This is a genomic window from Pigmentiphaga sp. CHJ604, from assembly GCF_036972535.1.
GTDB lineage: Bacteria > Pseudomonadota > Gammaproteobacteria > Burkholderiales > Burkholderiaceae_B > Pigmentiphaga > Pigmentiphaga daeguensis.
In genome coordinates, this window is record NZ_CP136998.1 from 2,030,990 (window position 1) to 2,052,437 (window position 21,448).

A 21,448-nucleotide genomic window follows, 5' to 3' on the forward strand; every position below is an offset into this window, starting at 1 on the left:
GAGGTCGTCGTGGCGAACAACAGATTTCCATATGGCATGCTGGCTCTGGGATGCGCGGGGGCATTGGGATTGGCGGCATGCGGCGGCGGAGACGGCTCGTCCGCTCCCCCCCAGGGCACGCTGCAAGTCTCGATGACCGATGCGCCTGCCTGTGGCTTCGATCATGTCTTCGTAACCGTCAGTAAGATCCGTGTGAACGGCAATCCGAACGTCGATGACAGCGGATCGGGCTGGGTGGATATCCCCGTGACTCCCGCCCGGCGGATCGACCTCCTGTCGCTGACCAATGGCGCCATGGCCACATTGGGCAAGGCGGCGTTGCCGGCGGGCAATTATCAGCAGATCCGCCTGGTGTTGCAGGCCAATGCCGGCAAGCCCTACGCGAATGCCGTGGTGCAGACCGGAGGCGGCGGAGACGAGATCGCGCTGACCACGCCCAGCGCATCGCAAAGCGGCTACAAGATCATCCGGCCGTTCACCGTTGCGCCCGATACGCTGACCGATCTCGTACTGGACTTCGACGCCTGTAAGTCCATCGTCGCGCGCGGCAATGGCGGCTTCAATCTCAAGCCCGTGGTGACCGCCATTCCCATCGTGGTGAGCGGCAAGGTGGTCGGCTACGCGCCGGCCGGTTCGCGCGTCTATGCCGAGCGCGGCGGCGAGGTCGTCAAGGGCACCGTGGCCACGAGCGAAGGCGCGTTCACGCTGTCGCCCATCGAACAGAGCAGCACGGCCGGCAACGTCGACGTCGTGGTCGTGCCGCCGGCATCGGCCGCGCGCGGCGTAGGCATCATCCGGTCGGTGCCGGTGGTGGCCGGAGCCAGCACGACGGTCTCCACGTCGACGGCGCCGATCGCTCCGCCGCCGTCGGCCTTCAACACCGTGTCGGGAACCGTGACGCCGTTGAGCGCCGAAGCGTCGCTGCGCGCCTTGCAGACGACGGGCGGGGCGAAGTTCGAAGTGGCCTCGACGTTCGCCAACCTGGCGACCGGCGCCTATGGCATGAACCTGCCCGCCGCCGCGCCGGTGGTCGGCACCTACCAGACCACGCTGCCCATTCCCCTGGTCCCGGACGCGACCGTGGCCGGACGCTACACGATAGAGGCCACGACTTCGACGGGCGCCGTGAAGTCCTCGTCCGTCGATATCGGTACGGGACCGGCAACGCGGGACTTCGCGTTCTGATCGGTACGCAAGGAGCAATCATGAAATCCATCCTAACCGCCATCGTTGCGGCGACCGCGCTGGGCGGATGCGCGGTGTACACCCCGGGAGGGGCCGTCGTGGCCCCGGCGCCGGGGTACTACTACGATTCGCCGGGGTATTACTACGAGTATCAACCGGCCTACCGGGGCGGTTATCCCGGGCCGCGCTTCTGCCCGCCGGGACAGGCGAAGAAGGGCCGTTGCTAGCAGAGTAAGAGCGGAGGCGCCGCTGGTACGGGGCGCAGGGGACGGCGCCGTTGGCCCGTCCCCCTTGTCCGTCCAGGCCGGTCAGGCCAGGGCGGGGTAGTCGATGTACCCCTTTTCCGTGCCGCCGTAGAACGTGGTGTTGTCCGGCGTGTTGAGCGGAGCACGCTCGCGCAGGCGGCGCACGAGGTCCGGGTTGGCGATGAAGAGCTTGCCGAAGGCCACGAGATCCGCGGCCCCGCTCTCGACCGCTTGCTCGGCGGCCGCGCGGTCGTAGCCGTTGTTGGTCATCCACGCGCCCCGGCCGCCGGCTTCGGCGTAGGCCGCCTTCAGCGCCGAATAGTCGAACGGCGCGTCACCCTGCCGGTAGTCGCGGGCGCCCCCTGTCGCGCCCTCGATGATGTGGACGTAGGCCAGGCCGTAGCCGGCCAGCTTGCGGACCACGTACTCGAACAGGGGTTGGGGTTCGGGGTCCGAGGCGTCGTTGGCCGGCGTGACGGGCGAGATACGGATGCCGGTGCGGCCGGCACCGATTTCGTCGGTGATGGCGTCCAGCACTTCCGTCAGCAGGCGCGCCCGGTTCTCGATCGAGCCGCCGTAGGCGTCGTCGCGGCGGTTGCTGCCCGAGCGCAGGAACTGATCGATCAGGTAGCCGTTGGCGGCATGCAGCTCGACGCCGTCAAAGCCGGCCTCGATGGCCGCGCGGGCGGCGCGCCGGTAGTCGGCCACGATGCCGGGCAGTTCATCCAGGCGCAGCGCGCGCGGCTCCGAGGTCGGGACGAATCCACTCCCGTCCGGCCCGACGAGGTAGGTCTTGGCGTTGGCCCGGATGGCCGAAGGCGCCACCGGCGCGCCGCCGTCCGGCTGCAGCGAGGTGTGCGATATGCGTCCCACGTGCCAGAGCTGGACGACGATCTTGCCGCCCGCGGCGTGGACCGCGTCGGTCACCCGCCGCCAGCCGGCCAGTTGCTCTTCCGAATACAGGCCGGGCACGTCGGCATAGCCCTGGCCCTGGTGGCTGATGGCGGTGGCTTCGGTGATCAGCAGGCCGGCGCTGGCGCGCTGGCTGTAGTAGGTGGCCGTGACCGGCTGGGGGACGGCCCGCGGCGACCGGTTGCGGGTCAGCGGGGCCATGACGATGCGGTTGGCGAGCCGGAGGTCGCCGACGGTGATGGGATCGTACAGCGTGGTCATAGGAAATCCTGGTTTAGAGATGCGGCGAATCATATCGATGACTCTCGAATCATATATCGTTAAGTGACGATATATGCTCATGTCCGTTGTGCCGTAGGGGTTATCCGGCCGGCGGAGCCCTGCCGCAAATCCGGTACTATGCCCGGCTGGTCTCCGTCTGCCGTGCCGCTGTCGCCGTCGTTCCATGTCCGATCGCTCCGCTTCCTCCCGGGTTTCCGCGTCGCTTCCCGTCTTGTCCGTCTCCACGCTGTGCTCCTGGCTGGGTTCGTTCCGGCCGGGCCGGATGCGCATCAACGGCAGGGAGCGCGTGCGCATCGTCCTGGGAGCCCTGGCCGGGATCCTGCTGGCCGCCTGGGCGAGCCGTGCGATGGCCGGCAGCCTGGGGGCCGCCGCCTGGATGGTCGCCCCGCTGGGCGCGAGCGCGGTACTGGTGTTCGCCTTGCCGGCCAGCCCCCTGGCCCAGCCGTGGTCGGTGATAGGCGGGAACACGCTGTCGGCGCTGGTGGGCATCGCCTGCGTCAATCTGGTGGGCGATCCGGTCCTGGCGGCCGCGCTGGCGGTGGGAGGCGCCATCGTGGTGATGCTGTCGCTGCGCTGCCTGCATCCTCCGGGGGGAGCGGCGGCCCTGACCGCGGTGCTGGCCCAGGCGGCCGACTACCGCTACGCGCTGTTTCCCGTGCTGGCCAACTCCGTGCTGCTGATCGTGGCCGGCCTGGCCTACAACAGCCTGACGGGACGCCGCTATCCCCATGCCCAGGCCAAGCCCGTGCCCGGCCCCCGGTCGCGTTTCACCGCGGCCGACCTCGACGCCGCGCTGGCTCACTACAACCAGGTGCTGGACGTCAGTCCCGACGACCTGGAGGACCTGCTGCACCATGCGGAAATGGCCGCCTACCGGCGCAGCCTGGGGGAGCTTCGGTGCCGGGACATCATGACGCGCACCCCGCTCAGCGCCAAGCCGGACATGCCGCTCAAGGACGCCTGGGCGCTGATGCGCCAGCATCGCATCAAGGCGCTGCCGGTGATCGACCAGGCCCGCGGCGTGGTGGGCATCGTGACGGTGGCCGACTTCATGAGGCAGCTGGAAATGGACCGGCCCGAGGGGTGGGGAGGGCGGCTGCGGGCGCTGATCGGTCTCGCGCCCGGGGCCGGCGGGCGTCCGCGGGTCATTTCGCAGATCATGACCCGCCATGTCCGGGTGGTCAGCGCGAGCCGCTACGTGATCGAGCTGATTCCGATGTTCGCCGACGGCGGCCATCACCATATCCCCGTCATCGACGAGGAACGCACGCTGGCCGGCATCATCACGCAGACCGATCTTGTCAAGGCCCTGTCGCGGGCGGTTGGAGCCGGAAGAGACGCGTGATTCGGGGTCTATTCCGCGTCGAAGCGCGTCTCAACTTGGCGGCGGGCCCGCCGTTAATACCGTTGCAAGTACGTTGACCGGAGACAGGCCCTGCTATCGTCCAGCTGTCCAGGCGTGGTTCCGGGCCTCCCTTGAGCCCGTCCCTCCATGCGACTTGATACCTTAGACCGCGTTTGCGCCGATCCGGTGGCCTCTTTCGAAAGCGCCATCGACTTCTTCGCGCGCATCGACCAGCAGGGCCGGTTCCTGTACATCTCCGAGCCGGGGCTTGCGTTCATCGGCTATCACCGCGAATACCTGCGCATCGTGACGCTGCGAGACCTGGTCCCGCAGGAGGACGTGTCCCTGCTCGAAGCCTGCCTGCGCCAGGCCCAGCAGACGGGCGAGGTGCAGAAGTGCACGCTGCACCTGATCAAGACGCTGACCTATCCCCGGCTGGTGGAGTTGCGCGTCGCGCCCGACGCGACCGAGCCGGGGCAGTTGCTGGTGGTCGGGCATGACGTGTCGGCCTGGGCCGACAACGAGCAATGCCTGACCTACGCCATGTACCACGACGTGCTGACGGGGCTGGACAACCTGGCCTCGGCGCGCCACGAGATCGAACGGGCCAAGCAGGAGGCGCTGGACAAGGGCTACCGCGTGGCCCTGCTGCAGATAGACATCGACGAGTTCCATCGCGTCAACCAGGCCTTCGGCTACGAGGCCGGCGACCGCATCCTGCACGAGACCGCGCTGCGGCTCAAGGGCGCCTGCCATGCCCGGGAGTTCGTGGCGCGCTGCTACAGCGACGCCTTCCTCATCCTGTTGCGCGACGTGCCCGACCGCGGCTACGTCGAGGAGTTCGCCCGCCGGGTGTCCGATGCGATCCAGCTGCCGTATTCCCACGAGGGGCAGACGCTGCAACTGTCGGTACGCATCGGTGCCGTGCTGTTCCCCGACCGGGCGAACGGCTGCGACCAATTGCTCCACCACGTGGACGAGGCGCTGGCGCAGGCCGGCCGCAATCGCGGCTACAGCTTCGCCTTCTACGAACGGCGCGCGGCCGGCAACCGGCCCGACACGCTCAGGCTCGAATCTGACCTGCACAGCGGCATCCGCAACGGCGAGTTCTCGCTGCACTACCAGCCCATCGTCGAGGCGCGCAACGGGCAGGTGACAGGGATCGAGGCCTTGATGCGCTGGCATCACCCCGTGCTGGGCGCCGTTTCGCCGGAGATATTCATCTCGCTGGCCGAATCGGCCGGCCTGATCAATTTCCTGGGCGGATGGGCCCTGAAGAATGCCTGCATGCAGCTCATGCAGTGGGACGCGCGCGGCATCCATCTGCAATATGCCAGCGTCAACGTCTCGGCCCAGCAGTTCCGCGACAAGCGCTTCCCGGCCGCGGTGCGCGAGGCGTTCAAGCTGACGGGGCTGGCGCCCCGGCGCATCGTGCTCGAGATCACCGAAAGCGTGCTGATGGAGGATCCGGCCCACGCCAAGTCCCTGCTCGAGGAATTGACCGATCTGGGGGTGCGCTTCGCCGTGGACGATTTCGGCACCGGCTATTCCAGCCTGGCCTACCTGCAGAGTTTTCCCCTGGCCGCCCTGAAGATCGACCGGCGTTTCATCAGCAACCTGCCTTCCTCGCGCAATGACCAGGCCATCGTCGACGCCATCGTCGGGCTGGCCGGCACGCTGGGCCTGGACCTGGTGGCCGAGGGCGTCGAAACCGAGGCCCAGCGCGACCTGCTGGTGGCCAGCGGTTGCGAATTGATCCAGGGCTGGCTGGTATGCAAGGCCCTGCCCATCAACGAACTGGCGCACAAATTCGAAACCGGCGAGCTGCGGCCGCTGGCGAGCTGACGCCGGTAGACGGATTCCCCCATGCCGGATACCCAACAACGCCACGCGTTGACCCGCAAGCTGTGGTCGCGCATCAACGAGCGCGGCGACTTCCCGCTGCTGTCGGATTCCCTGCGTGCCACGATCTCGGCGATGAAGGGGGACGACCACGACATCACGGCGCTGGCCCAGATCGTCCTGTCGGACTTCACGCTGACGCAGCGCGTCATCCGACTGGCCAATTCGGCCATGTACATGGCCTTCGGCGGCAATATCACCACGGTGTCCCGCGCGCTGGTCGTGCTGGGCATCGAGGCCGTGGGCCACCTGGTGCTGGGCCTCAAGCTGGTGGATCATTTCCAGCAGTCCCATCTGCAATTGCAGCGGCTCGACGCCAAGCTGGAGCTGAACCGGGCGATGCTGGCGGGCTGCGTGGCGCGCAAGGTATGCGAGGTGCGCGAGCTGCTGACCAGCGAGGAAGCGGTGGTCTGTACGCTGATGCGCCAGCTCGGCAAGCTGCTGTGCATCTTCTATCTCGAGAGCGAATGGACCCAGATCCGGGAGCATGCCCTGGAATATCGCCGTACCGAGGACGAGGTGTCGGCCGAGGTGCTGGGCATCAGCTTCGAAGAGCTGGGCGAGGACGCCGCCGAGCGGTGGGGGCTGCCGGCGGTGATCCGGCGCGGCATGGAGCCCTTCGACCTTGCCGGCCTGCCGGCCGACCAGGACGTCGTGCTGGACCACGACCGATGGCTGCGCGCGGTGGCCAGCTTCTCGGTACAGATGTCGCGCAGCATGACCATCGCGGGCGGCGACGTCGAATTGCGCGAGCGGCGGATGCGCGAGACGGTTCAACGCTATGCGCACGCGCTGGCGGTGGCGCCCGAGCCGCTGTACGAGATCATGGAGGAGCTGACCCGCGAGCGGGCCAGCCAGCGTTTCATCCAGGAAATCGACGACCTGCACGCGGAGTCGACACAGGGCGGATCGCACAACGCCGAGCGCACGCTGCGCGAGGGCATGCGCGACCTGCGCTCGCTGCCGTCCGAGCACCACCTGGGACCCGTGCTGGCCATGGCGTCCGAAGCCATGCTGGCCGGCATGCAGTTCTCGCGCACCATCGTTTTCGTGCGCGATCCGCGTCGCCATACCTTCGAGGCGCGGCTGGGATTCGGCCGCGGCATCGAGCAACTGCTCCCCCAACTGCGCTTCAATGAGATATTCTCGGTGGACGTCTTCCACCTGGCCATCACCAATTCAGTGGGAATCTTCATCGAGAACGCCAGCGATCCCAAGTTCAGCGTCCACATCCCGCGCTGGTTCCGCGATGCCGTGCCCGATTCGCACGCCTTCGTGCTGCTGCCCGTGCGCGCGGACAAGGATACGGTGGCGCTGATCTATGGCGACTGGAACAGCGCTCAGCTGGCGCGCAAGATTCTTCCCGAGGAAATGGCCGCCCTGAACGAGCTGGCACGGGAGCTGGGCCGATTCTTCGGCCACGCCCGCACGGCGGCTCGCGAAGCGCCTTGAGCGGCGGCCGCGCCGCCGTGCATCGCCAGTTGATCGAGCTGGCACGGCGCAAGGCGTTATCGGCCGGGGCCGCCGAAGAAGGGCTGCGGTTGGCGGCGGTGCTGCCCGACGGACCGGCCTGGCGGCGTTTCCTTGAACGGGTATGCGCCTACGGCGGCACGCTGGCCTGCGCCGCCGGCATCATTTTCCTGGTGGCTTTCAACTGGCAGGAATGGCCGCCCATCGCCAAGTTCGCGCTGTTGCAGGCCCTGCTGGCGGCATCCGCCGCGGTGGCCTGGCGCCTGGGCACGGCGCGCCCGGCGGGCCGGGTGGCGCTGCTGTTCGCGATGATCCTGTGCGGCGCGCTGCTGGCCTATCTGGGCCAGCACTACCAGACGGGAGCCGACAGCTACCAGTTGTTCCTGGCATGGGGCCTCCTCATCCTGCCCTGGGTGGCCGTGTCGCGGTCGGCCGCGGCATGGGCGCTGCTGCTGGTGCTGGCCAACCTGGCCGCCCAGCTCTACGTGGGGCGGTTCTCGCCCATCCTGCTGGCCGCGCTGGACGGGGGATGGCCGCATCCCTGGCTGTTCTGGCTGGACCTGGCCGCCGCCGCGGCGGCCGAAGCGCTGGGCGGGCGGCTCGCCGACGGCGGCCGGATGCGTTTCCTGCCCCGGCTGGCCGGCGTGCTGGTGCTGGCCATCGTCGTGAGCGCGCTGGTCGGCGCCATCCTGGATGACGCGCGTGCCGGCGGCTTCCTGGCCTGGGCCAACCGGGCCGTGATGGCCCTGGCCCTGGCCGGCGGTTTCCTGTTCTACCAATGGCGCCGTGACCTGCCCATGCTGACCCTGTGCTGCCTGGCGGCGATCGCGGTCGCGACGGCCGGGCTCGCGCGCCTGCTGGCGCAAGGCGATCCGGGCGAGCTGGCCCTGCTCGTCGTCGGCGGTTTCCTGATCGCGGCCTCGGCGGGCGCGGCCGTCTGGTTGCGGCGCCTGCAGGCCCGCTGGGCGGAGGAGGCATGAACGGCCTGCCGCAGGTCTGGGACCAGCTGCGCCGCCAGGGGCTGGCCGAGGGCGATGTCCCGCCCATGGCACAGGCGCAAGTGGCAACGCCCTGGCACGTGCGCCTGATGCTGGGCGTGTGCGGCTGGCTGGGCGGCCTCCTGCTGCTGGTTTTCGCGGGGCTGGTCCTGCCGGATCCTTTCGATTCGCATAGCCTGGTGGTGGTGGGCGTGCTGCTGCTGATCGTCGCGCGCATGCTGCTGCAGGGCCAGCCGCCCGAGTTGCGGGCGCAGTTCGCGCTCAGCCTCTGCCTGGCGGGTTATGGCGCCGTCGCCGTCGCCGGGGCGGCCTGGCTGCCGGTCTGGGGGACTTTCCTGGCGGCGGCGGGGCTGGGACTGGTCCTGGCGATCGTCATGCCGAACGCGATCGCCCGCTGTTTCGGCGTCATGGCCTTGCTGTTGGCGGGCGAGGGATGTTTCCGCGAACTGGACTGGCCGAGTCCCGTGCCGGTCATCGCGGCCTGGGCCTGCGCGGCGGCCTGGCTGGGCGAGACACGATGGGCGCATCGCCTGGGGCAGGGGCAGGCGCCGTTGTCCTGGGGCGTGACCCTGGCGTTGTGGGTGCTGGGCCTGGCCGGCGCACTGTTGCACGGCATGGACCTGTCCGTGCCGCCCGCCTGGCGTGCGCTGGCCTGGGCCGCACATGTGCTGGCGGCGTTGCCGCTGGCCTGGGTCGCCTGGCGCCTGTCGGTCCGCGCCCGACCGGCCGTCCGCGGCTGGGCCGCCGCCACGGCCTGCGCCCTGGTCCTGGCCGGGGCCTGGGCTCCGGGAGTGGCCTTCGGCCTGATGACGGCGGTGCTGGGCTACGCCCGTGCCCGGACCCCGCTCTGGGTGGGCGGGCTGCTGGTGGCGCTGTGGAGCGTGGGTTGGTTCTACTACGCACAGGCCTGGAGCCTGCCGCGCAAGGCGGCGGTGCTGCTGGCGCTGGGGGGCGTGCTGCTGCTGGCCTGGCGCGGCATCGCCAGGCTGGGCGCGCCGGAGGGCGGCCATGACTGAGCGCATGGCCCGCTGGCTGATCGCCGCCGGACTGGTCCTGGTGCTGGGCCTGGTCAACGCTTCGATCTGGCGCAACGAGTCGCTGCTGGCCAGCGGGACGCTGGTGTCGCTGGAGCTGGCGCCGGTCGATCCCCGGTCGCTGATGCAGGGCGATTACATGGCGCTGGACTGGGCGCTGGCGCGCGAGCTGCGCCAGCGCCTGGGCGAGGACCTGCCCGCCGCGGGAGCCATCGTCGTCCGGCGCGAGGCTGGCTCCAGCCGCGCAGCCCTGGTTCGCCTGGACGACGGCACGCCGCTGGCCGAGCGCGAGAACCGGCTGGCCTACACGGTGCGCGACGGGCGGATCCGGATCGCCACCGACGCCTATTTCTTCCAGGAGGGGCGGGCCGGGGACTTCGAGCGCGCCCGCTATGGCGCGCTGCGCGTGGGAGGGGACGGACGGGCGCTGCTGGTCGGCCTGCAGGATGCCGACCTGGGGTGGCTCGGCCCTCGCGGCGAGCGGCCGTAAGGGCCCGGGGCAGGGGCCCCGCGGGATCAGTCTTCCTGGTTCTTTGCCTGGTTGACGTTGGTGTTGGCCGGCACGCTCTGGGTCAGCCAGACGTTGCCGCCGACCGTCGAGCCCCGGCCGATGGTGATGCGGCCCAGGATGGTCGCGCCGGCGTAGATGACCACATCGTCCTCGACGATGGGGTGGCGGGCGATGCCCTTGGTGAGCTTGCCGTCGGGATCGGCGGGGAAGCGCTTGGCGCCCAGCGTAACGGCCTGGTAGAGGCGGACCCGCTCGCCGATGATCGTGGTTTCGCCGATCACCACGCCGGTGCCGTGGTCGATGAAGAAACTGGCGCCGATCTGGGCGGCCGGGTGGATGTCGATGCCGGTGGCCGAGTGGGCGATGTCCGAGATCAGCCGTGCCAGGAACGGGGCGCCCAGCTTGTGGATCGCGTGGGCCAGCCGGTAGTGGATGATGGCCTTGATGCCGGGGTAGGACAGCAGGATCTCGGAAATGCTGGTGGCGGCCGGATCGCCCTGGTAGGCCGCGTGCAGGTCGCTGACCAGGACCGCGCGGATGGCCGGCAGTTGCGAGGCGAAGCGACGGGTGATCTCGATCGCCTTGCCCTGCAGGTTCTGCTTGTCGTGGGTGTCCGGCGCTTCCGAGAAATACAGCGCGCGGCGGACCTGTTCGCAAAGCAGGTTGAGCGTGGCGTTCAGCGTGTTGCCGACGAAATAATCGATGCTGTCGTCGGTCAGCTTGCAGCGGCCGTAATGGGTGGGGAAGAGCGCGGCCGACAGGCCGTCCAGCACGGTGACCAGGGCTTCGCGCGAGGGCAGCTCGCGCACCCGGTCCAGGTAGCGGATCTTGTGCTCGATCTCGCGCGAGGTGCGCAACTGCTCGACGATGTCGGCCAGGTGCCACTCGGGAGCGATGTCCGGGGAGGGCGTGTGCGGTAGGTTCATGACGGAAAAATGAGTTGCGTGGGCAATGTCCACAAGCATAGTCGAAGCGGCTTTCCCCGCTAGGGGAAACCCTTTCGACTCGTCTGGTATGGCCCGAAACGGTAGAATATCGCCCCAAGTCGCCCGCGCCCGGGGCCCGCGCCGTCCCGCGCCGTGGACGCCCAGGCGCAAACGCGACACCTATAGGGACACTCACATGAACCGCATTTTCAGTCAATCGCTGGTGGCAGCGGCCGCCCTCGGCGCCGCTGCGTTCGCCCAGGCCGCCGACGTCAAGATCGGCCTGGCGGCCGCCCTGTCCGGCGGTGCCGGCCAGTACGGCGCCGCCATCCGCAATGGCTTCCAGCTCGCCGCCGACGAACTCAACGCCGCGGGCGGCGTCAACGGCAACACCATCAAGCTGGTCATCGAAGACGAACAGGGCAAGAAGGAAGAAGCCATCAACGTCTTCAAGAAACTGGTATTCCAGGACAAGGTCGTGCTGATCTTCGGCCCGACGCTGTCCAACTCGGCCCAGGCCGCCGACCCGATCGCGCAGGCCGCCAAGACCCCGGTGTTCGGCACCTCGAACACCGCCGACGGCATCACTTCCATCGGCAACTACGTCTTCCGCAACTCGGTCACCGAGGCCGACGTGCTGCCCGAGACCATCCGCGTCGCCGCCAAGCACAACGGCATCAAGAAGGTCGCGGTGTTCTACGGCAACGACGACGTGTTCACCAAGAGCGGCTACGACAACTTCAAGAAGGCCCTGGAAGACCTGAAGATCCCGGTCACCACGACCGAGACCTTCGCCAAGGGCGACGTCGACTTCAAGGCCCAGCTGACCAAGATCAAGGCCACCAATCCCGACGCCGTGGTGCTGTCGGCGCTGATCGCCGAGGGCGGCCCCATCATGGTCCAGGCCCGCCAGCTGGGCCTGAACGTGCCCTTCATCGGCGGCAACGGCATGAACTCGGTCAAGGTGTTCGACCTGGCCAAGGAACGGGCCGACGGCCTGTGGGTCGGCAGCCCCTGGTCGATCGAGAACGCGACCCCCGAGAACACCAAGTTCATCGCCGCCTACAAGGCGAAGTACAATGTGGCGCCGGACCAGTTCGCCGCCCAGGCCTACGACGCGATGCACATCGTCGCCGAAGCCCTGAAGAAGGTGAAGCTCTCGGGCAACCTGCAGGCCGACCGCGACGCCCTCCAGGCGGCGCTGCCCGCGGTGAAGATCACCGGCGCGACCGGAGCCTTCCAGTTCCGCCAGGCCAAGGGCGCCGCCGGCAAGCCCGGCGGCTACGATGCGGTCCAGACCCCCATCGTGATGGTCACCCGCGGCGGCCGCTACGTCATCGAGAAATAAGCGGTACCCGCGGAATCCGCCGGCCTCGCGCCGGCGATCAGAAAGGGCGCGGGACTCCCGCGCCCTTTATTAATAGTAGGGCTCGTGCCCATTTTTGTTTTCTGAACTCTACCGTCTCGTTCCTGAATCCGGCCCGACAAGAAACGCGGTCCGATCCAGGGCGCCGCGGATCCGGCTCCGCCGGTCCGCCAGTGCCGCCCCCTGGGGGGCGCGCGAAGCGCGTAGGGGGGGGTACCATCCATGCTACAGCAGCAACTCGTCAACGCACTATCGCTGGGGTGCGTTTACGCTCTGTTCGCGCTCGGCTTCACGCTGGTATTCGGCGTGCTGGGCGTCATCAATCTCTCGCACGGCGCGGTGTTCATGGTCGGCGCCTACGTGGCGCTGCAACTGATCACCCAGTTCGACCTGCCCCTGTGGGCCGGCCTGGCCGCCGCGGCGGTGGGCAGCGGCATCGTCGGCATCCTGATCGACGTGCTCGTCCTGAAGCGCCTGCGCAAGCGCAACGCGCCGCACCTCATACCCATGATCGCCACCATAGGCGTGGCCATCGCGCTCAACAGCGGCATGCAGGGCATCTATGGCGCCGCGAACATGCGCTTCCCGTCCGGCCTGGTGCCCGACGACGCCATCGAGATCGCCGGGCTGCACATGACGGTGATCGAGCTCATCATCATCTTCCTGTCGTTCGCGCTGATGGCAGCGCTGATGGTCGTCATGAAGCGTACCCAGCTGGGCAGGGGGCTGCGCGCCATCGCCGAATCGCCCAAGGCCGCCTCGCTGCTGGGCATCAACGTCGAGGGGCTGTTCATGCTGACCTCCTTCGCCGCTGCCGCCCTGGGCGGCGTGGCCGGCGTGCTGATCGGCCTTTATTCCAACGCGGTGTTCCCGCTGATGGGCCAGCCCATGCTGCACAAGGGCATCGCCGTCATCATCCTGGGCGGCATGGGCGACATACGCGGCGCCATGATAGGCGGGCTGTTCCTGGGCTTCGCGGAGGTGCTGTCGGTGGCCTACATCGGGTCGACCATGCGCGACGCCGTAGCCTTCGGCCTCCTGTTCCTGATCCTGCTCGTCCGGCCGCAGGGCTTGTTCGGCAAGGTGCTGGAACGCAAGGCATAAGGACGCAGACAAGAAATGGAATGGTTCGATAACTTCTGGTCGATCTACAGCAACCTGGTGCTGACCCTGGGCACCAACGCCCTGCTGGCCCTGTCGATCTACCTGACGCTTTCCTGCGGCATGCTGGCCATGGCCAATGCCGCCTTCATGGGGATAGGCGCCTACACCGCGTCCATCCTGACGATGAATTTCGAGATGTCCTTTCCGGTGGCGCTGCTGGGCGGCATGGCCGCGCCCATGCTGGTGGCTTTCGTCATCGGCAAGCCCACGCTGCGCCTGTCCGGGGTCTACCTGGCCATGGCCACGCTGGGCTTCGGCGAGGTGGTCCGGGTCGTGATCCTGAACACGGAGTCGTGGACGGGCGGTGCCCTGGGCCTGAACGGCATCCCCCAGCTGACGCAGTGGTGGCACATCGCGCTGGCCGTGGCGTTGTCGCTGGCGGTGCTGTTCCGGCTGCTGCGCTCGAAGGTCGGCCGCGCGTTCGAGGCCATCAAGGAAGACGAGACCGCCGCCGGACTGATGGGCATCGACGTCAACAACACCAAGATGCTGGCCTTCGTCCTGGGGGCGTTGCTGGCGGGCCTCGCGGGCGCGCTGAACGCCCACCTGACCTTCTTCATCGGACCCAACGAATACGGGTTCGACCGGGGCGTCGAGATCCTGACCATGACCATACTGGGCGGCATCGGCAGCCTGGCCGGGCCCGTGGCCGGCGCCGTGATCCTGACGCTGCTGCCCGAGACGCTGCGCGCGTTCAACGATTTCCGGCTCGTCATCAACGGCGTGATCCTGGTCCTGATCGTGCTGTTCCTGCCCAAGGGCATCTGGGACCCGGCGCTGCTGCGCAGCTGGTTCCGCCGGCGGAGCCAATGACATGCTGAAACTGCAATCCATCTCCAAGAGCTTCGGCGGCCTGCACGTGCTGCAGGACGTCAACATCGAGGTTCCGCAGGGAACGATCTTTGGCCTGATCGGCCCCAACGGCGCGGGCAAGACGACGGTGTTCAACCTGATCACGGGCCTGCTCGATCCGACCGGCGGCTCGCTTACCTTCGACGGCCAGAGCCTCGTCGGTGCCAAGCCGCACCAGATCACCCGGCGCGGCATCGCCCGCACGTTCCAGAACATCCGCATCTTCAAGGAAATGTCGCTGCTCGAGAACGTGGTGGTCGGCATGCACCGCCACCTGGACTACGGTCCGGCAGGCCTGCTGCTGGCGCTGCCCGGGTTCCGCGCCCAGGAACGCCGCGCGCGCGAACGGGCGCTCGAGCTGCTGTCCTGGGTCAAGCTGGAGCACAAGGCGCACCAGACTGCGGACAACCTCTCCTACGGCGACCAGCGCAAGCTGGAGCTGGCCCGGGCGCTGGCGACCGAGCCCAAGCTGCTGCTGCTGGACGAACCCGTGGCGGGCATGAACACCGGCGAGAAAGTGGACCTGATGGCCGAGATCCAGAACATCAAGGCGCGGGGCTACACCATCTTCATGATCGAGCACGACATGCGCTTCGTGATGGGCCTGTGTGACCGTATCGCGGTGCTGAATTTCGGTCGGATCATCGCCGAGGGCCTGCCCGAGGAAATCCGCAACAATCCGATGGTGATCGAAGCCTACTTGGGACGCGAGGACGACGTGGCGGACGAGGTGCAAGCATGAATCCGCTGCTGAAAGTCGACGGCCTGAAGGTTTCCTATGGCCACATCGCCGCGGTCAAGGGCATAGACCTCGAGCTGCGCGAAGGCGAGATCACGACGCTGGTCGGCGCCAACGGCGCCGGCAAATCCACCACGCTGCTGGCCTTGTCGGGCCTGATCCCCAAGGAAGCGGGCACCGTCACGTTCCAGGGCGAGGACATCTCGCGCCTGGCGCCGCACCGTATCGTCTCCAAGGGCATCGTGCAGGTGGCCGAGGGTCGTGCCATCCTGACCACGATGACGGTGCGCGAGAACCTCGAGCTGGGCGCCTATACCCGGCGCGACAAGGGCGGGATCGGCGCCGACCTGGATCGCGTGTTCGAACTTTTCCCCCGGCTCAAAGAGCGCCTGAACGGCATGGCGGGCAACCTGTCAGGCGGCGAGCAGCAGATGCTGGCGATCGGACGGGCGCTGATGGCCAAGCCGCGGCTGCTGCTGCTGGACGAGCCCTCCATGGGGCTGGCGCCTATCATCGTGCAGGAGATCTTCCGCATCCTGCGCGAGATCAACCGGCAGGGATTGACGATCTTCCTGGTCGAGCAGAACGTGCGGCAGGCGCTCAAGATCGCCCATCGCGGCTACGTGCTCGAGACGGGCGGCATCGCCTTGTCGGGCTCCGGCAAGGAACTGCTGGGCGATCGCAGGCTGGTGGAAGCCTACCTGGGCGGCTGAACAGATCCTATCCGGTCATACCGTGAAGCTGCCCCTGCCTCCGATGAAGTCGCTGGGAGCCTTCGAGGCCGCGGCGCGGTTGATGAGCTTTACGGCGGCCGCCGACGAGCTCTGCGTCACGCAGGTGGCGGTCAGCCGCCAGGTTCGCGGCCTGGAGGATTTCCTGGGCGTGGAGCTGTTCGACCGGCGCGGGCAGTCGATCGCGCTGACCAAGGCGGGAAGCCGCTACTATCCCGCGGTGCGCCGCGCGCTCAACGACCTGGCGTTCGCGACCTCGCAGCTCAGCCGGCGCGGGCAGCCGCAGGTGCTGTCCATTCTGGCCTACAACACGTTCGCGCAGTGCTGGCTGATTCCTATGCTGCCGGCTTTCCACGAGCAGCATCCCTCGGTGGAGATCCGGCTGTCGGCGTCCTCGGCCCTGGTCGACTTCAATCACCAGGATTTCGACGCCGCCATCCGTTTCGGAGTACCTGATATCCCGGGAATCGAAGTCGACATGCTGGCGCCGATCGAACTCGTGCCGGTCATGAGCCCGGATCTCCTGGCCCAGGTCGGCGGGACGCCGGACGTGTCGGCCATGCTCGAGTTGCCGCTCCTGCATTCGCTTGCCCGCCCGGGAGACTGGGAGGGCTGGTTCCGCCACGCGGGGCTGGCCAGCGACCATGCCGGCCGGGGCCACAAGTTCGAGAGTTCGCTGATGGCCTACGAGGCGGCGATACGCGGCCTGGGCGTGGCGCTGGGTGTCCGCATCCTGGTCGAAGGCTATCTGGCGTCGGGGCAGCTCGTCGCGCCGTTCGACACCTCTTATCGGCCCGCGGGCGGCTATTTCCTCGTGCATCCCAAGGATCGGGCGCCTACTGCCGCATTCCGGGCGTTTCGCCGATGGCTGCTGGCCGAACTGGGCGCGCGCGCCGACGACGTGATGGACGAGGCGCCCCTGCCGCCGCCCCCGGCCACCCCTACAAAATAGTTGGCCTGATCCGCCCGAAAAGTCATTTCCCCTTCGCCTGGCGTATGCGCAGAATGCATGACACGACTTTGCGCAGGAGGAATCGACGATGGCTGAATTGGCGGACCTGGGTATCGCATCCATGAGGTCCCGATGTTCCGAGGCGGAATGGGAGGTTCGGGTCAATCTCGCGGCATGCTACCGCCTGATCGAGTTCTACGGGATGGCCGACATGGCCGCCAACCATATCTCGGCCCGGGTGCCCGGCGAGGAAAACGCATTCCTGATCAACGCCTACGGGCTGCTGTACGAGGAAATCACCGCGTCCAGCCTGATCAAGATCAACGCCGACGGCGAAGTCCTGAGCGCGCCCGACTTCGGGCCGGACCTGAAGTACGGCGTCAACCGCGCGGGTTTCGTCATCCATAGCGCGATCCACCAGGCCAGGCACGAACTGTCGTGCGTCATCCATACGCATACGTGGCCCGGGATGGCCGTGTCGGCGCTCGAATGCGGTCTGCTGCCGCTGGCGCAGACCTCCATGCGCTTCGTCAACATCAGCTACCACGACTACCAGGGCGTGGTGCTGGACGAGGCCGAGCAAGCGTCGCTGGTGGCCGACCTGGGCGACAACAACGCCATGATCCTGAGGAATCACGGGTTGCTGACCGTCGGGCGGACGATACCCGAGGCGTTCAACGCCATGCATCGGCTGGAGCTGTCCTGCAAGCTGCAACTGGCGGCCATGGCCTGCAACAGTCCGCTGAATTCTGTTCCCCAGGACGTCCTGGACAAGACCTACATGAACTACCAGCCGCAGACCAGGCGGCCGTATGGCGTCATGGAATGGCCCGCGTTGCTGCGCAAGCTGGACCGGATCGATCCGAGCTACAGGCTATAGCCGGCTCCACGGCAGAACAGAATCAAGACAACGGAGACATCATGACATTCCTGGCAACTTCCTGGCGCATGGGCCTAGGGCCTGTTAACACAACGCAGCCCATCTGCAATCAGGGCGAAATTGATGAACCCGGTAAACATGACGTCGAGTTTGTCGAAGCGGGAGAAGATTCTGCGGAAGCCTTTGAGTCGCCGAAACAGGCGCTCGACCTCGTTGCGCCGCTTATACATCTCCCGGTCGTACTGCCATGGCTGAACACGCGTCTTCAATGGCGGCACGACTGGGATGTATCCCAAATCCAAGGCCAGTTGCCGAGTCTCGTTGCCTTCGTAGGCTTTGTCCATCAGCAAGTGCAGTGGCCGATTCGGTCTGCCCAGGCGGCGCAACAGTGCCCGCCCCTGCGGGCCATCGCCGGCTTGGCCCGGCGACAGCGCGAAGATCACTGCCGTTCGAGCATCCGCGGCAACCAGATGAATCTTGGTGGTCCAGCCTCCTCGAGACTTGCCAATGCTTTGGCGGCCTTTTTTTTGAGGGCCCCCGTACCGTCCGGATGCACTTTGACTATCGTGCTGTCCAGCGACACCGCCTCGATGCGTATCCGGACAATCTGCGACTGCTGCAGTTGCTCGAACACCCGATCCAGAACGCCGCTCTTGGACCACCGGTTCATTCTCGTATAGATCGTGTGCCAGTTGCCAAAACGCTCCGGCAACCCTCTCCATTTGCAGCCGTGCTCGGCCACGTACAGGATCGCGTTCAGCACGTTCAGATTGCTCATGCTCACATTGCCCCGCTGGCGAGGAAGGCAATGCTCTATCTGCTTGAATTGGGCTTCGCTGATTTCCATCACCGAAGTATCTCTTAATTTTCATGATTAACACCATTAGTGTTAACACGACCTAGGCGCCGCGTGCATGGCAATCGCCGGGCCGCTGCTGGCCGGACAGGCCCTGGCGGCTTCCTTTCCCGAGCGGCCGCTCAAGCTCGTCGTTCCATTTCCGCCCGGCGGCGGGACGGACCTGGTCGGCCGCATCGTCGCCGAGAAGGTGGGCGAGTATCTCGGCAAGCCGGTCATCGTCGAGAACCGGCCTGGCGGCGGCACGGTGATCGGCACCGACTACGTGGCCAAGAGTCCGCCGGACGGCTATGCCATCGTGATGGGGACCTTCGCCTACGCGGTCAATCCCAGCCTGCAGGAGAAGCTGCCGTATTCCAACGAGACGTCGCTGGTTTCCGCCGGCATGGTGGCCAAGGCACCGAACGTGCTGGTGGTGAATCCACAGCGCCCCTACAAGACGGTGGCCGAGCTGATCGCCTACGCGAAGGCCAATCCCGGGAAGATCAACTATGGGTCCAACGGCAACGGGACTTCCGCGCACCTGGCGGGCGCGCTGTTCGCGACGCTGTCCGGAACGGAACTGACGCATGTGCCCTACAAGGGCGCGGCGCCGGCGCTGAACGACCTGATCGGCGGGCAGATCGACGTCATCTTCTCGACCATTCCTGGCGCCCTGAGCTACATCAAGGCGGGCAAGCTGCGGGCACTGGCCGTGACTTCGGCCGATCGGTCGGCGGTGTTGCCGGACCTGTCCACCGTGACCGAGGCCGGGGTGGCGGGGTATGACGCCCAGGCCTGGTACGGTTTTCTCGTCCCGGCCGGCACGCCGGCTCCGGTCATCGGCAGCCTGAACCGGGCGATCAATCATGCCGCCGAGACGCCGGCATTCCAACGCCTGGTGAAAGAAGAGGGCCTGATCAAGGTGACGGGCGATCCGGAATCGATGGACCGCTACGTGCGCGCCGAGGAGAAACGCTGGCGCAAGATCATCCAGGACGCCGGCCTGCAACCGAACTGAGGCCCGCGCCTCGCGGGGCGGCCGCATGTGCGCCCCAGCAAAAGCACGATATCCTCCGCTCTTTGGCGTCCCGGTGATACCGGGGCGCGTACCAGCCAGGAGATCGCTTCGTGCAAGCAAGGCATTCCCCGCCGACCCGGATCGCACTGCCGGTCGGCTTCATCGTCGTGCTGGGCATGCTGGCCGGCCTGCCGCCCCTGTCCATCGACATCAGCCTGCCGGGGTTGCCGGCCATCGGCGCCGAGCTCGGCGCCACCGACTCGCAGATGCAGGCGACGCTGGGCGCCTTCATGCTGACCTTCGGATTCGGCCAACTGGCCTGGGGACCCTTGTCCGATCGCCACGGGCGCTTGCGCGTCATCCTGCTCGGCCTGGCCGTGTACGTGGTGGCGGCCATCGCCTGCACGCTGGCGGCGGACGGCGCCGCGCTGATCGGCTGGCGGGCGGTCCAGGGCTTCGGCGCGTCGGCCGCATCGGTGGCCGGCATCGCGCTGGTCCGCGACGTCTTTCCCCAACCGCAGCAGCGGGCCACCATCCAGTCCTTCATCGTCGCGGTGCTGAGCCTGGCGCCCATCGTGGCGCCGCTGATCGGAGCGTTCGTCATCCACGCGGTGGGCTGGCGCGGCCTGTTCGCGGTGCTGGCCGGGGCGGGGCTGCTGCTGGCCGCCATCGTCGGGATCCGCCTGCGGGCGGGACGGCTGCGCGCGCTCCGGGGCGTGCAGCCGGCGGCACCCGCTTCCGAAGACCGGCAGGCGGGCCCGGGCCAGCCGCAGCCAGAAGGCGGCGGGCGCCCCGCGGGCTATCGGAGCTTTCTAGCGCTGCCTCATGCGCGCGCCCTGTCGTGCGCGCTGGGTGTCGTGTTCTGCGGCATGTTCGTCTTCATCAGCGGGTCGCCTTTCGTGCTGATCGACGGCATGGGCGTGTCCAGTTCGGTCTATGCGATCGCGTTCGCGCTGGCCTCGGCCGCGGTGCTGGCGGGATCGCTGACGACCGCGCGCCTCTCGCAGCGAGGCGTGCCGCCCCAGCGTGTGTTGTACGCGGGCGTGCGCGGCGCGGCCTGCGCCGGCCTGGCCGCCCTGGCGGTCGGGCTCGCGCTGCGTGGCGCGCACGGGCAATGGTGGGAGATCGCGGTCTTCGTCGTGGCGATGGCGGCCAGTCTTTTCTTCGGCGGCTTCATCATGCCGACCCTCTTCGCGCTGGGATTGCAGGACGCGGGAGCGATGGCGGGCGTGGGTGCCGCGGTGCTGGGCGCATCGCAGATGCTGGGCGGCGCGCTGGGCAGCACGGCGGTCGGCATGCTGCCGGTCGCGCCCATCGTCGCAGTCGGAACGCTCGCCGCGCTGTGCGGCGTGGCGGTATGGATCATCGCTCGCGCAACGTTCGGCCGGACGTCGTCATGACGATCATGCACGATGCGATGACGTGACATCGCGCGTGGTGCCGAAGCAAAAATTTTCGTCGTTGGCATCCAAAAGGGTTGACATTGTTTTGAGCACCATTAACACTTCGGGCCTCGACTTTTAGAGATTGATATGGTTAAGAAATCGCAACCCGTTAAGGCCGCCGCCAAGCCGGCAGCCAAGAAGCCGGCCGCGAAGGTCGCCAAGAAAGCCGCTCCGGCCAAGTCGGCCGGCGTGCTGGCGAAGCTCGAAGCCGCCGCCGTGCGTCTGGGCGATGCCGCCAAGAAGGCGCTCGAGCGTTCGGAGAAGGCCCGCAAGGACGCCGCTCAGCGCGTGAGCCTTTACGAGAAGGCCGTCAAGGCCGCCGTGAAGGAAGCCAAGGCTGTCGTGGCCGCAGGCGACAAGAAGCCTGCTGCCAAGAAAGCCAAGGCCGCCACGAAGGCCGCCGCTCCGGCCAAGAAGGCTGCTGCCAAGCCCGCCGCCAAGGCCGCCAAGCCCGCGGTGAAGCCGGCCGCCAAGCCGGCTGCCAAGCCTGCCGCGAAGAAGCCCGCCGCCAAGCGCGTGGCGAAGAAGGCTGCTGCCCCGGTTGCCGCTCCGGCCGCCGCCGAACAGCAGGCTGCTTCGGCTCCCGCCGCCGCCTGATCGGCTGCAGGATGAAAAATGCCGCCCTTCGGGGCGGCATTTTTTTTGCCTGGCGA

The 21,448-nt window shown here is 67.6% G+C and carries 21 protein-coding genes; 18 read left to right on the plus strand and 3 right to left on the minus strand.

The genetic code is table 11. The annotated features are described in order from the left end of the window. Positions 1 to 36: 36 nt before the first annotated feature. A complete protein-coding gene (locus R4823_RS09820; protein WP_338619149.1) occupies positions 37 to 1,185 on the plus strand; it encodes a DUF4382 domain-containing protein in 1,149 nt (382 codons plus the stop codon). Positions 1,186 to 1,205: 20 nt separating this feature from the next. Next, a complete protein-coding gene (locus tag R4823_RS09825) occupies positions 1,206 to 1,412 on the plus strand; it encodes a hypothetical protein (protein ID WP_087839232.1) in 207 nt (68 codons plus the stop codon). Between the two features lie 81 nt (positions 1,413 to 1,493). On the opposite strand, the gene R4823_RS09830 is transcribed toward R4823_RS09825, so the two are convergent. After that, positions 1,494 to 2,603 (minus strand): alkene reductase, encoded by a 1,110-nt coding sequence (locus R4823_RS09830; protein ID WP_279813903.1) that lies wholly within the window; start codon positions 2,601 to 2,603, stop codon positions 1,494 to 1,496. Between the two features lie 283 nt (positions 2,604 to 2,886). Here R4823_RS09830 and R4823_RS09835 point away from each other — a divergent pair, with 283 nt between their 5' ends. The 6 genes from R4823_RS09835 to R4823_RS09860 all read left to right on the plus strand — a co-directional run bounded on the left by R4823_RS09835 (position 2,887) and on the right by R4823_RS09860 (position 9,863). Continuing rightward, positions 2,887 to 3,969, plus strand: coding sequence for an HPP family protein (locus R4823_RS09835; RefSeq protein ID WP_243724569.1), 1,083 nt, complete (start codon positions 2,887 to 2,889; stop codon positions 3,967 to 3,969). Between the two features lie 186 nt (positions 3,970 to 4,155). Continuing rightward, positions 4,156 to 5,814, plus strand: a complete 1,659-nt coding sequence (locus tag R4823_RS09840) for an EAL domain-containing protein (RefSeq protein WP_165963187.1) — start codon at positions 4,156 to 4,158, stop codon at positions 5,812 to 5,814. Positions 5,815 to 5,835: 21 nt separating this feature from the next. Beyond that, complete coding sequence (locus R4823_RS09845; protein ID WP_087839236.1) at positions 5,836 to 7,323, plus strand: HDOD domain-containing protein; 1,488 nt, start codon at positions 5,836 to 5,838, stop codon at positions 7,321 to 7,323. Beyond that, a complete protein-coding gene (locus tag R4823_RS09850) occupies positions 7,320 to 8,321 on the plus strand; it encodes a DUF2157 domain-containing protein (protein WP_338618496.1) in 1,002 nt (333 codons plus the stop codon). Before R4823_RS09845 ends, R4823_RS09850 begins: the two co-directional genes overlap by 4 nt. Continuing rightward, complete coding sequence (locus R4823_RS09855) at positions 8,318 to 9,355, plus strand: DUF4401 domain-containing protein (protein WP_087839238.1); 1,038 nt, start codon at positions 8,318 to 8,320, stop codon at positions 9,353 to 9,355. The genes R4823_RS09850 and R4823_RS09855 overlap by 4 nt, the downstream gene beginning before the upstream one ends. Then, positions 9,348 to 9,863, plus strand: coding sequence for a GDYXXLXY domain-containing protein (locus tag R4823_RS09860; RefSeq protein WP_243724545.1), 516 nt, complete (start codon positions 9,348 to 9,350; stop codon positions 9,861 to 9,863). The genes R4823_RS09855 and R4823_RS09860 overlap by 8 nt, the downstream gene beginning before the upstream one ends. Positions 9,864 to 9,889: 26 nt before the next feature. On the opposite strand, the gene epsC is transcribed toward R4823_RS09860, so the two are convergent. After that, a complete protein-coding gene (gene epsC / locus R4823_RS09865) occupies positions 9,890 to 10,810 on the minus strand; it encodes a serine O-acetyltransferase EpsC (protein ID WP_087839240.1) in 921 nt (306 codons plus the stop codon). 196 nt (positions 10,811 to 11,006) lie between these two features. On the opposite strand from epsC, the gene R4823_RS09870 reads away from it, so the two are divergent. The 7 genes from R4823_RS09870 to R4823_RS09900 all read left to right on the plus strand — a co-directional run bounded on the left by R4823_RS09870 (position 11,007) and on the right by R4823_RS09900 (position 17,494). After that, positions 11,007 to 12,158 (plus strand): ABC transporter substrate-binding protein, encoded by a 1,152-nt coding sequence (locus tag R4823_RS09870; protein ID WP_279813920.1) that lies wholly within the window; start codon positions 11,007 to 11,009, stop codon positions 12,156 to 12,158. 240 nt (positions 12,159 to 12,398) lie between these two features. Further along, complete coding sequence (locus tag R4823_RS09875) at positions 12,399 to 13,280, plus strand: branched-chain amino acid ABC transporter permease (protein WP_087839242.1); 882 nt, start codon at positions 12,399 to 12,401, stop codon at positions 13,278 to 13,280. Between the two features lie 15 nt (positions 13,281 to 13,295). Next, a complete protein-coding gene (locus R4823_RS09880) occupies positions 13,296 to 14,153 on the plus strand; it encodes a branched-chain amino acid ABC transporter permease (protein WP_087839243.1) in 858 nt (285 codons plus the stop codon). Position 14,154: 1 nt separating this feature from the next. Further along, positions 14,155 to 14,934 (plus strand): ABC transporter ATP-binding protein, encoded by a 780-nt coding sequence (locus R4823_RS09885; RefSeq protein ID WP_087839244.1) that lies wholly within the window; start codon positions 14,155 to 14,157, stop codon positions 14,932 to 14,934. After that, a complete protein-coding gene (locus R4823_RS09890) occupies positions 14,931 to 15,644 on the plus strand; it encodes an ABC transporter ATP-binding protein (protein WP_087839245.1) in 714 nt (237 codons plus the stop codon). Before R4823_RS09885 ends, R4823_RS09890 begins: the two co-directional genes overlap by 4 nt. Before the next feature lie 22 nt (positions 15,645 to 15,666). After that, a complete protein-coding gene (gcvA, locus tag R4823_RS09895; RefSeq protein ID WP_338618498.1) occupies positions 15,667 to 16,614 on the plus strand; it encodes a transcriptional regulator GcvA in 948 nt (315 codons plus the stop codon). Between the two features lie 88 nt (positions 16,615 to 16,702). After that, a complete protein-coding gene (locus tag R4823_RS09900) occupies positions 16,703 to 17,494 on the plus strand; it encodes a class II aldolase/adducin family protein (protein WP_254914610.1) in 792 nt (263 codons plus the stop codon). Between the two features lie 74 nt (positions 17,495 to 17,568). Here the strand turns inward: R4823_RS09900 and R4823_RS09905 are convergent. Continuing rightward, positions 17,569 to 18,341, minus strand: a protein-coding gene (locus R4823_RS09905; RefSeq protein WP_132980470.1) for an IS5 family transposase whose coding sequence is annotated in 2 segments (ribosomal slippage) — positions 17,569 to 18,017 and positions 18,017 to 18,341 — 774 coding nt in all. Because the reading frame shifts where the segments join, the coding sequence is not laid out codon by codon here. Between the two features lie 67 nt (positions 18,342 to 18,408). On the opposite strand from R4823_RS09905, the gene R4823_RS09910 reads away from it, so the two are divergent. From R4823_RS09910 to R4823_RS09920, 3 genes are all read left to right on the plus strand, one after another. Next, positions 18,409 to 19,350 (plus strand): tripartite tricarboxylate transporter substrate binding protein, encoded by a 942-nt coding sequence (locus R4823_RS09910; RefSeq protein ID WP_338618501.1) that lies wholly within the window; start codon positions 18,409 to 18,411, stop codon positions 19,348 to 19,350. Positions 19,351 to 19,460: 110 nt separating this feature from the next. Beyond that, positions 19,461 to 20,750: an MFS transporter gene (locus R4823_RS09915; RefSeq protein WP_087839247.1), complete on the plus strand. Its 1,290-nt coding sequence runs from the start codon at positions 19,461 to 19,463 to the stop codon at positions 20,748 to 20,750. Between the two features lie 132 nt (positions 20,751 to 20,882). Continuing rightward, positions 20,883 to 21,392 carry a hypothetical protein gene (locus tag R4823_RS09920; protein WP_279813938.1) on the plus strand — a complete coding sequence of 170 codons (510 nt, stop codon included), beginning with the start codon at positions 20,883 to 20,885 and terminating at the stop codon, positions 21,390 to 21,392. Positions 21,393 to 21,448 lie beyond the last annotated feature (56 nt).

Excerpts from the sequence above, each read along its gene's own strand:
- R4823_RS09825 (WP_087839232.1), top strand. The coding sequence starts at position 1,206 with ATGAAATCCATCCTAACCGCCATCGTTGCGGCGACCGCGCTGGGCGGA.
- R4823_RS09920 (WP_279813938.1), top strand. The coding sequence starts at position 20,883 with ATGGTTAAGAAATCGCAACCCGTTAAGGCCGCCGCCAAGCCGGCAGCC.
- R4823_RS09890 (WP_087839245.1), top strand. The coding sequence starts at position 14,931 with ATGAATCCGCTGCTGAAAGTCGACGGCCTGAAGGTTTCCTATGGCCAC.
- R4823_RS09845 (WP_087839236.1), top strand. The coding sequence starts at position 5,836 with ATGCCGGATACCCAACAACGCCACGCGTTGACCCGCAAGCTGTGGTCG.
- R4823_RS09910 (WP_338618501.1), top strand. The coding sequence starts at position 18,409 with ATGGCAATCGCCGGGCCGCTGCTGGCCGGACAGGCCCTGGCGGCTTCC.
- R4823_RS09860 (WP_243724545.1), top strand. The coding sequence starts at position 9,348 with ATGACTGAGCGCATGGCCCGCTGGCTGATCGCCGCCGGACTGGTCCTG.
- R4823_RS09830 (WP_279813903.1), bottom strand. The coding sequence starts at position 2,603 with ATGACCACGCTGTACGATCCCATCACCGTCGGCGACCTCCGGCTCGCC.
- R4823_RS09900 (WP_254914610.1), top strand. The coding sequence starts at position 16,703 with ATGGCTGAATTGGCGGACCTGGGTATCGCATCCATGAGGTCCCGATGT.
- R4823_RS09820 (WP_338619149.1), top strand. The coding sequence starts at position 37 with ATGCTGGCTCTGGGATGCGCGGGGGCATTGGGATTGGCGGCATGCGGC.
- R4823_RS09870 (WP_279813920.1), top strand. The coding sequence starts at position 11,007 with ATGAACCGCATTTTCAGTCAATCGCTGGTGGCAGCGGCCGCCCTCGGC.
- R4823_RS09855 (WP_087839238.1), top strand. The coding sequence starts at position 8,318 with ATGAACGGCCTGCCGCAGGTCTGGGACCAGCTGCGCCGCCAGGGGCTG.
- R4823_RS09880 (WP_087839243.1), top strand. The coding sequence starts at position 13,296 with ATGGAATGGTTCGATAACTTCTGGTCGATCTACAGCAACCTGGTGCTG.
- R4823_RS09835 (WP_243724569.1), top strand. The coding sequence starts at position 2,887 with ATGCGCATCAACGGCAGGGAGCGCGTGCGCATCGTCCTGGGAGCCCTG.
- R4823_RS09875 (WP_087839242.1), top strand. The coding sequence starts at position 12,399 with ATGCTACAGCAGCAACTCGTCAACGCACTATCGCTGGGGTGCGTTTAC.
- R4823_RS09885 (WP_087839244.1), top strand. The coding sequence starts at position 14,155 with ATGCTGAAACTGCAATCCATCTCCAAGAGCTTCGGCGGCCTGCACGTG.
- epsC (WP_087839240.1), bottom strand. The coding sequence starts at position 10,810 with ATGAACCTACCGCACACGCCCTCCCCGGACATCGCTCCCGAGTGGCAC.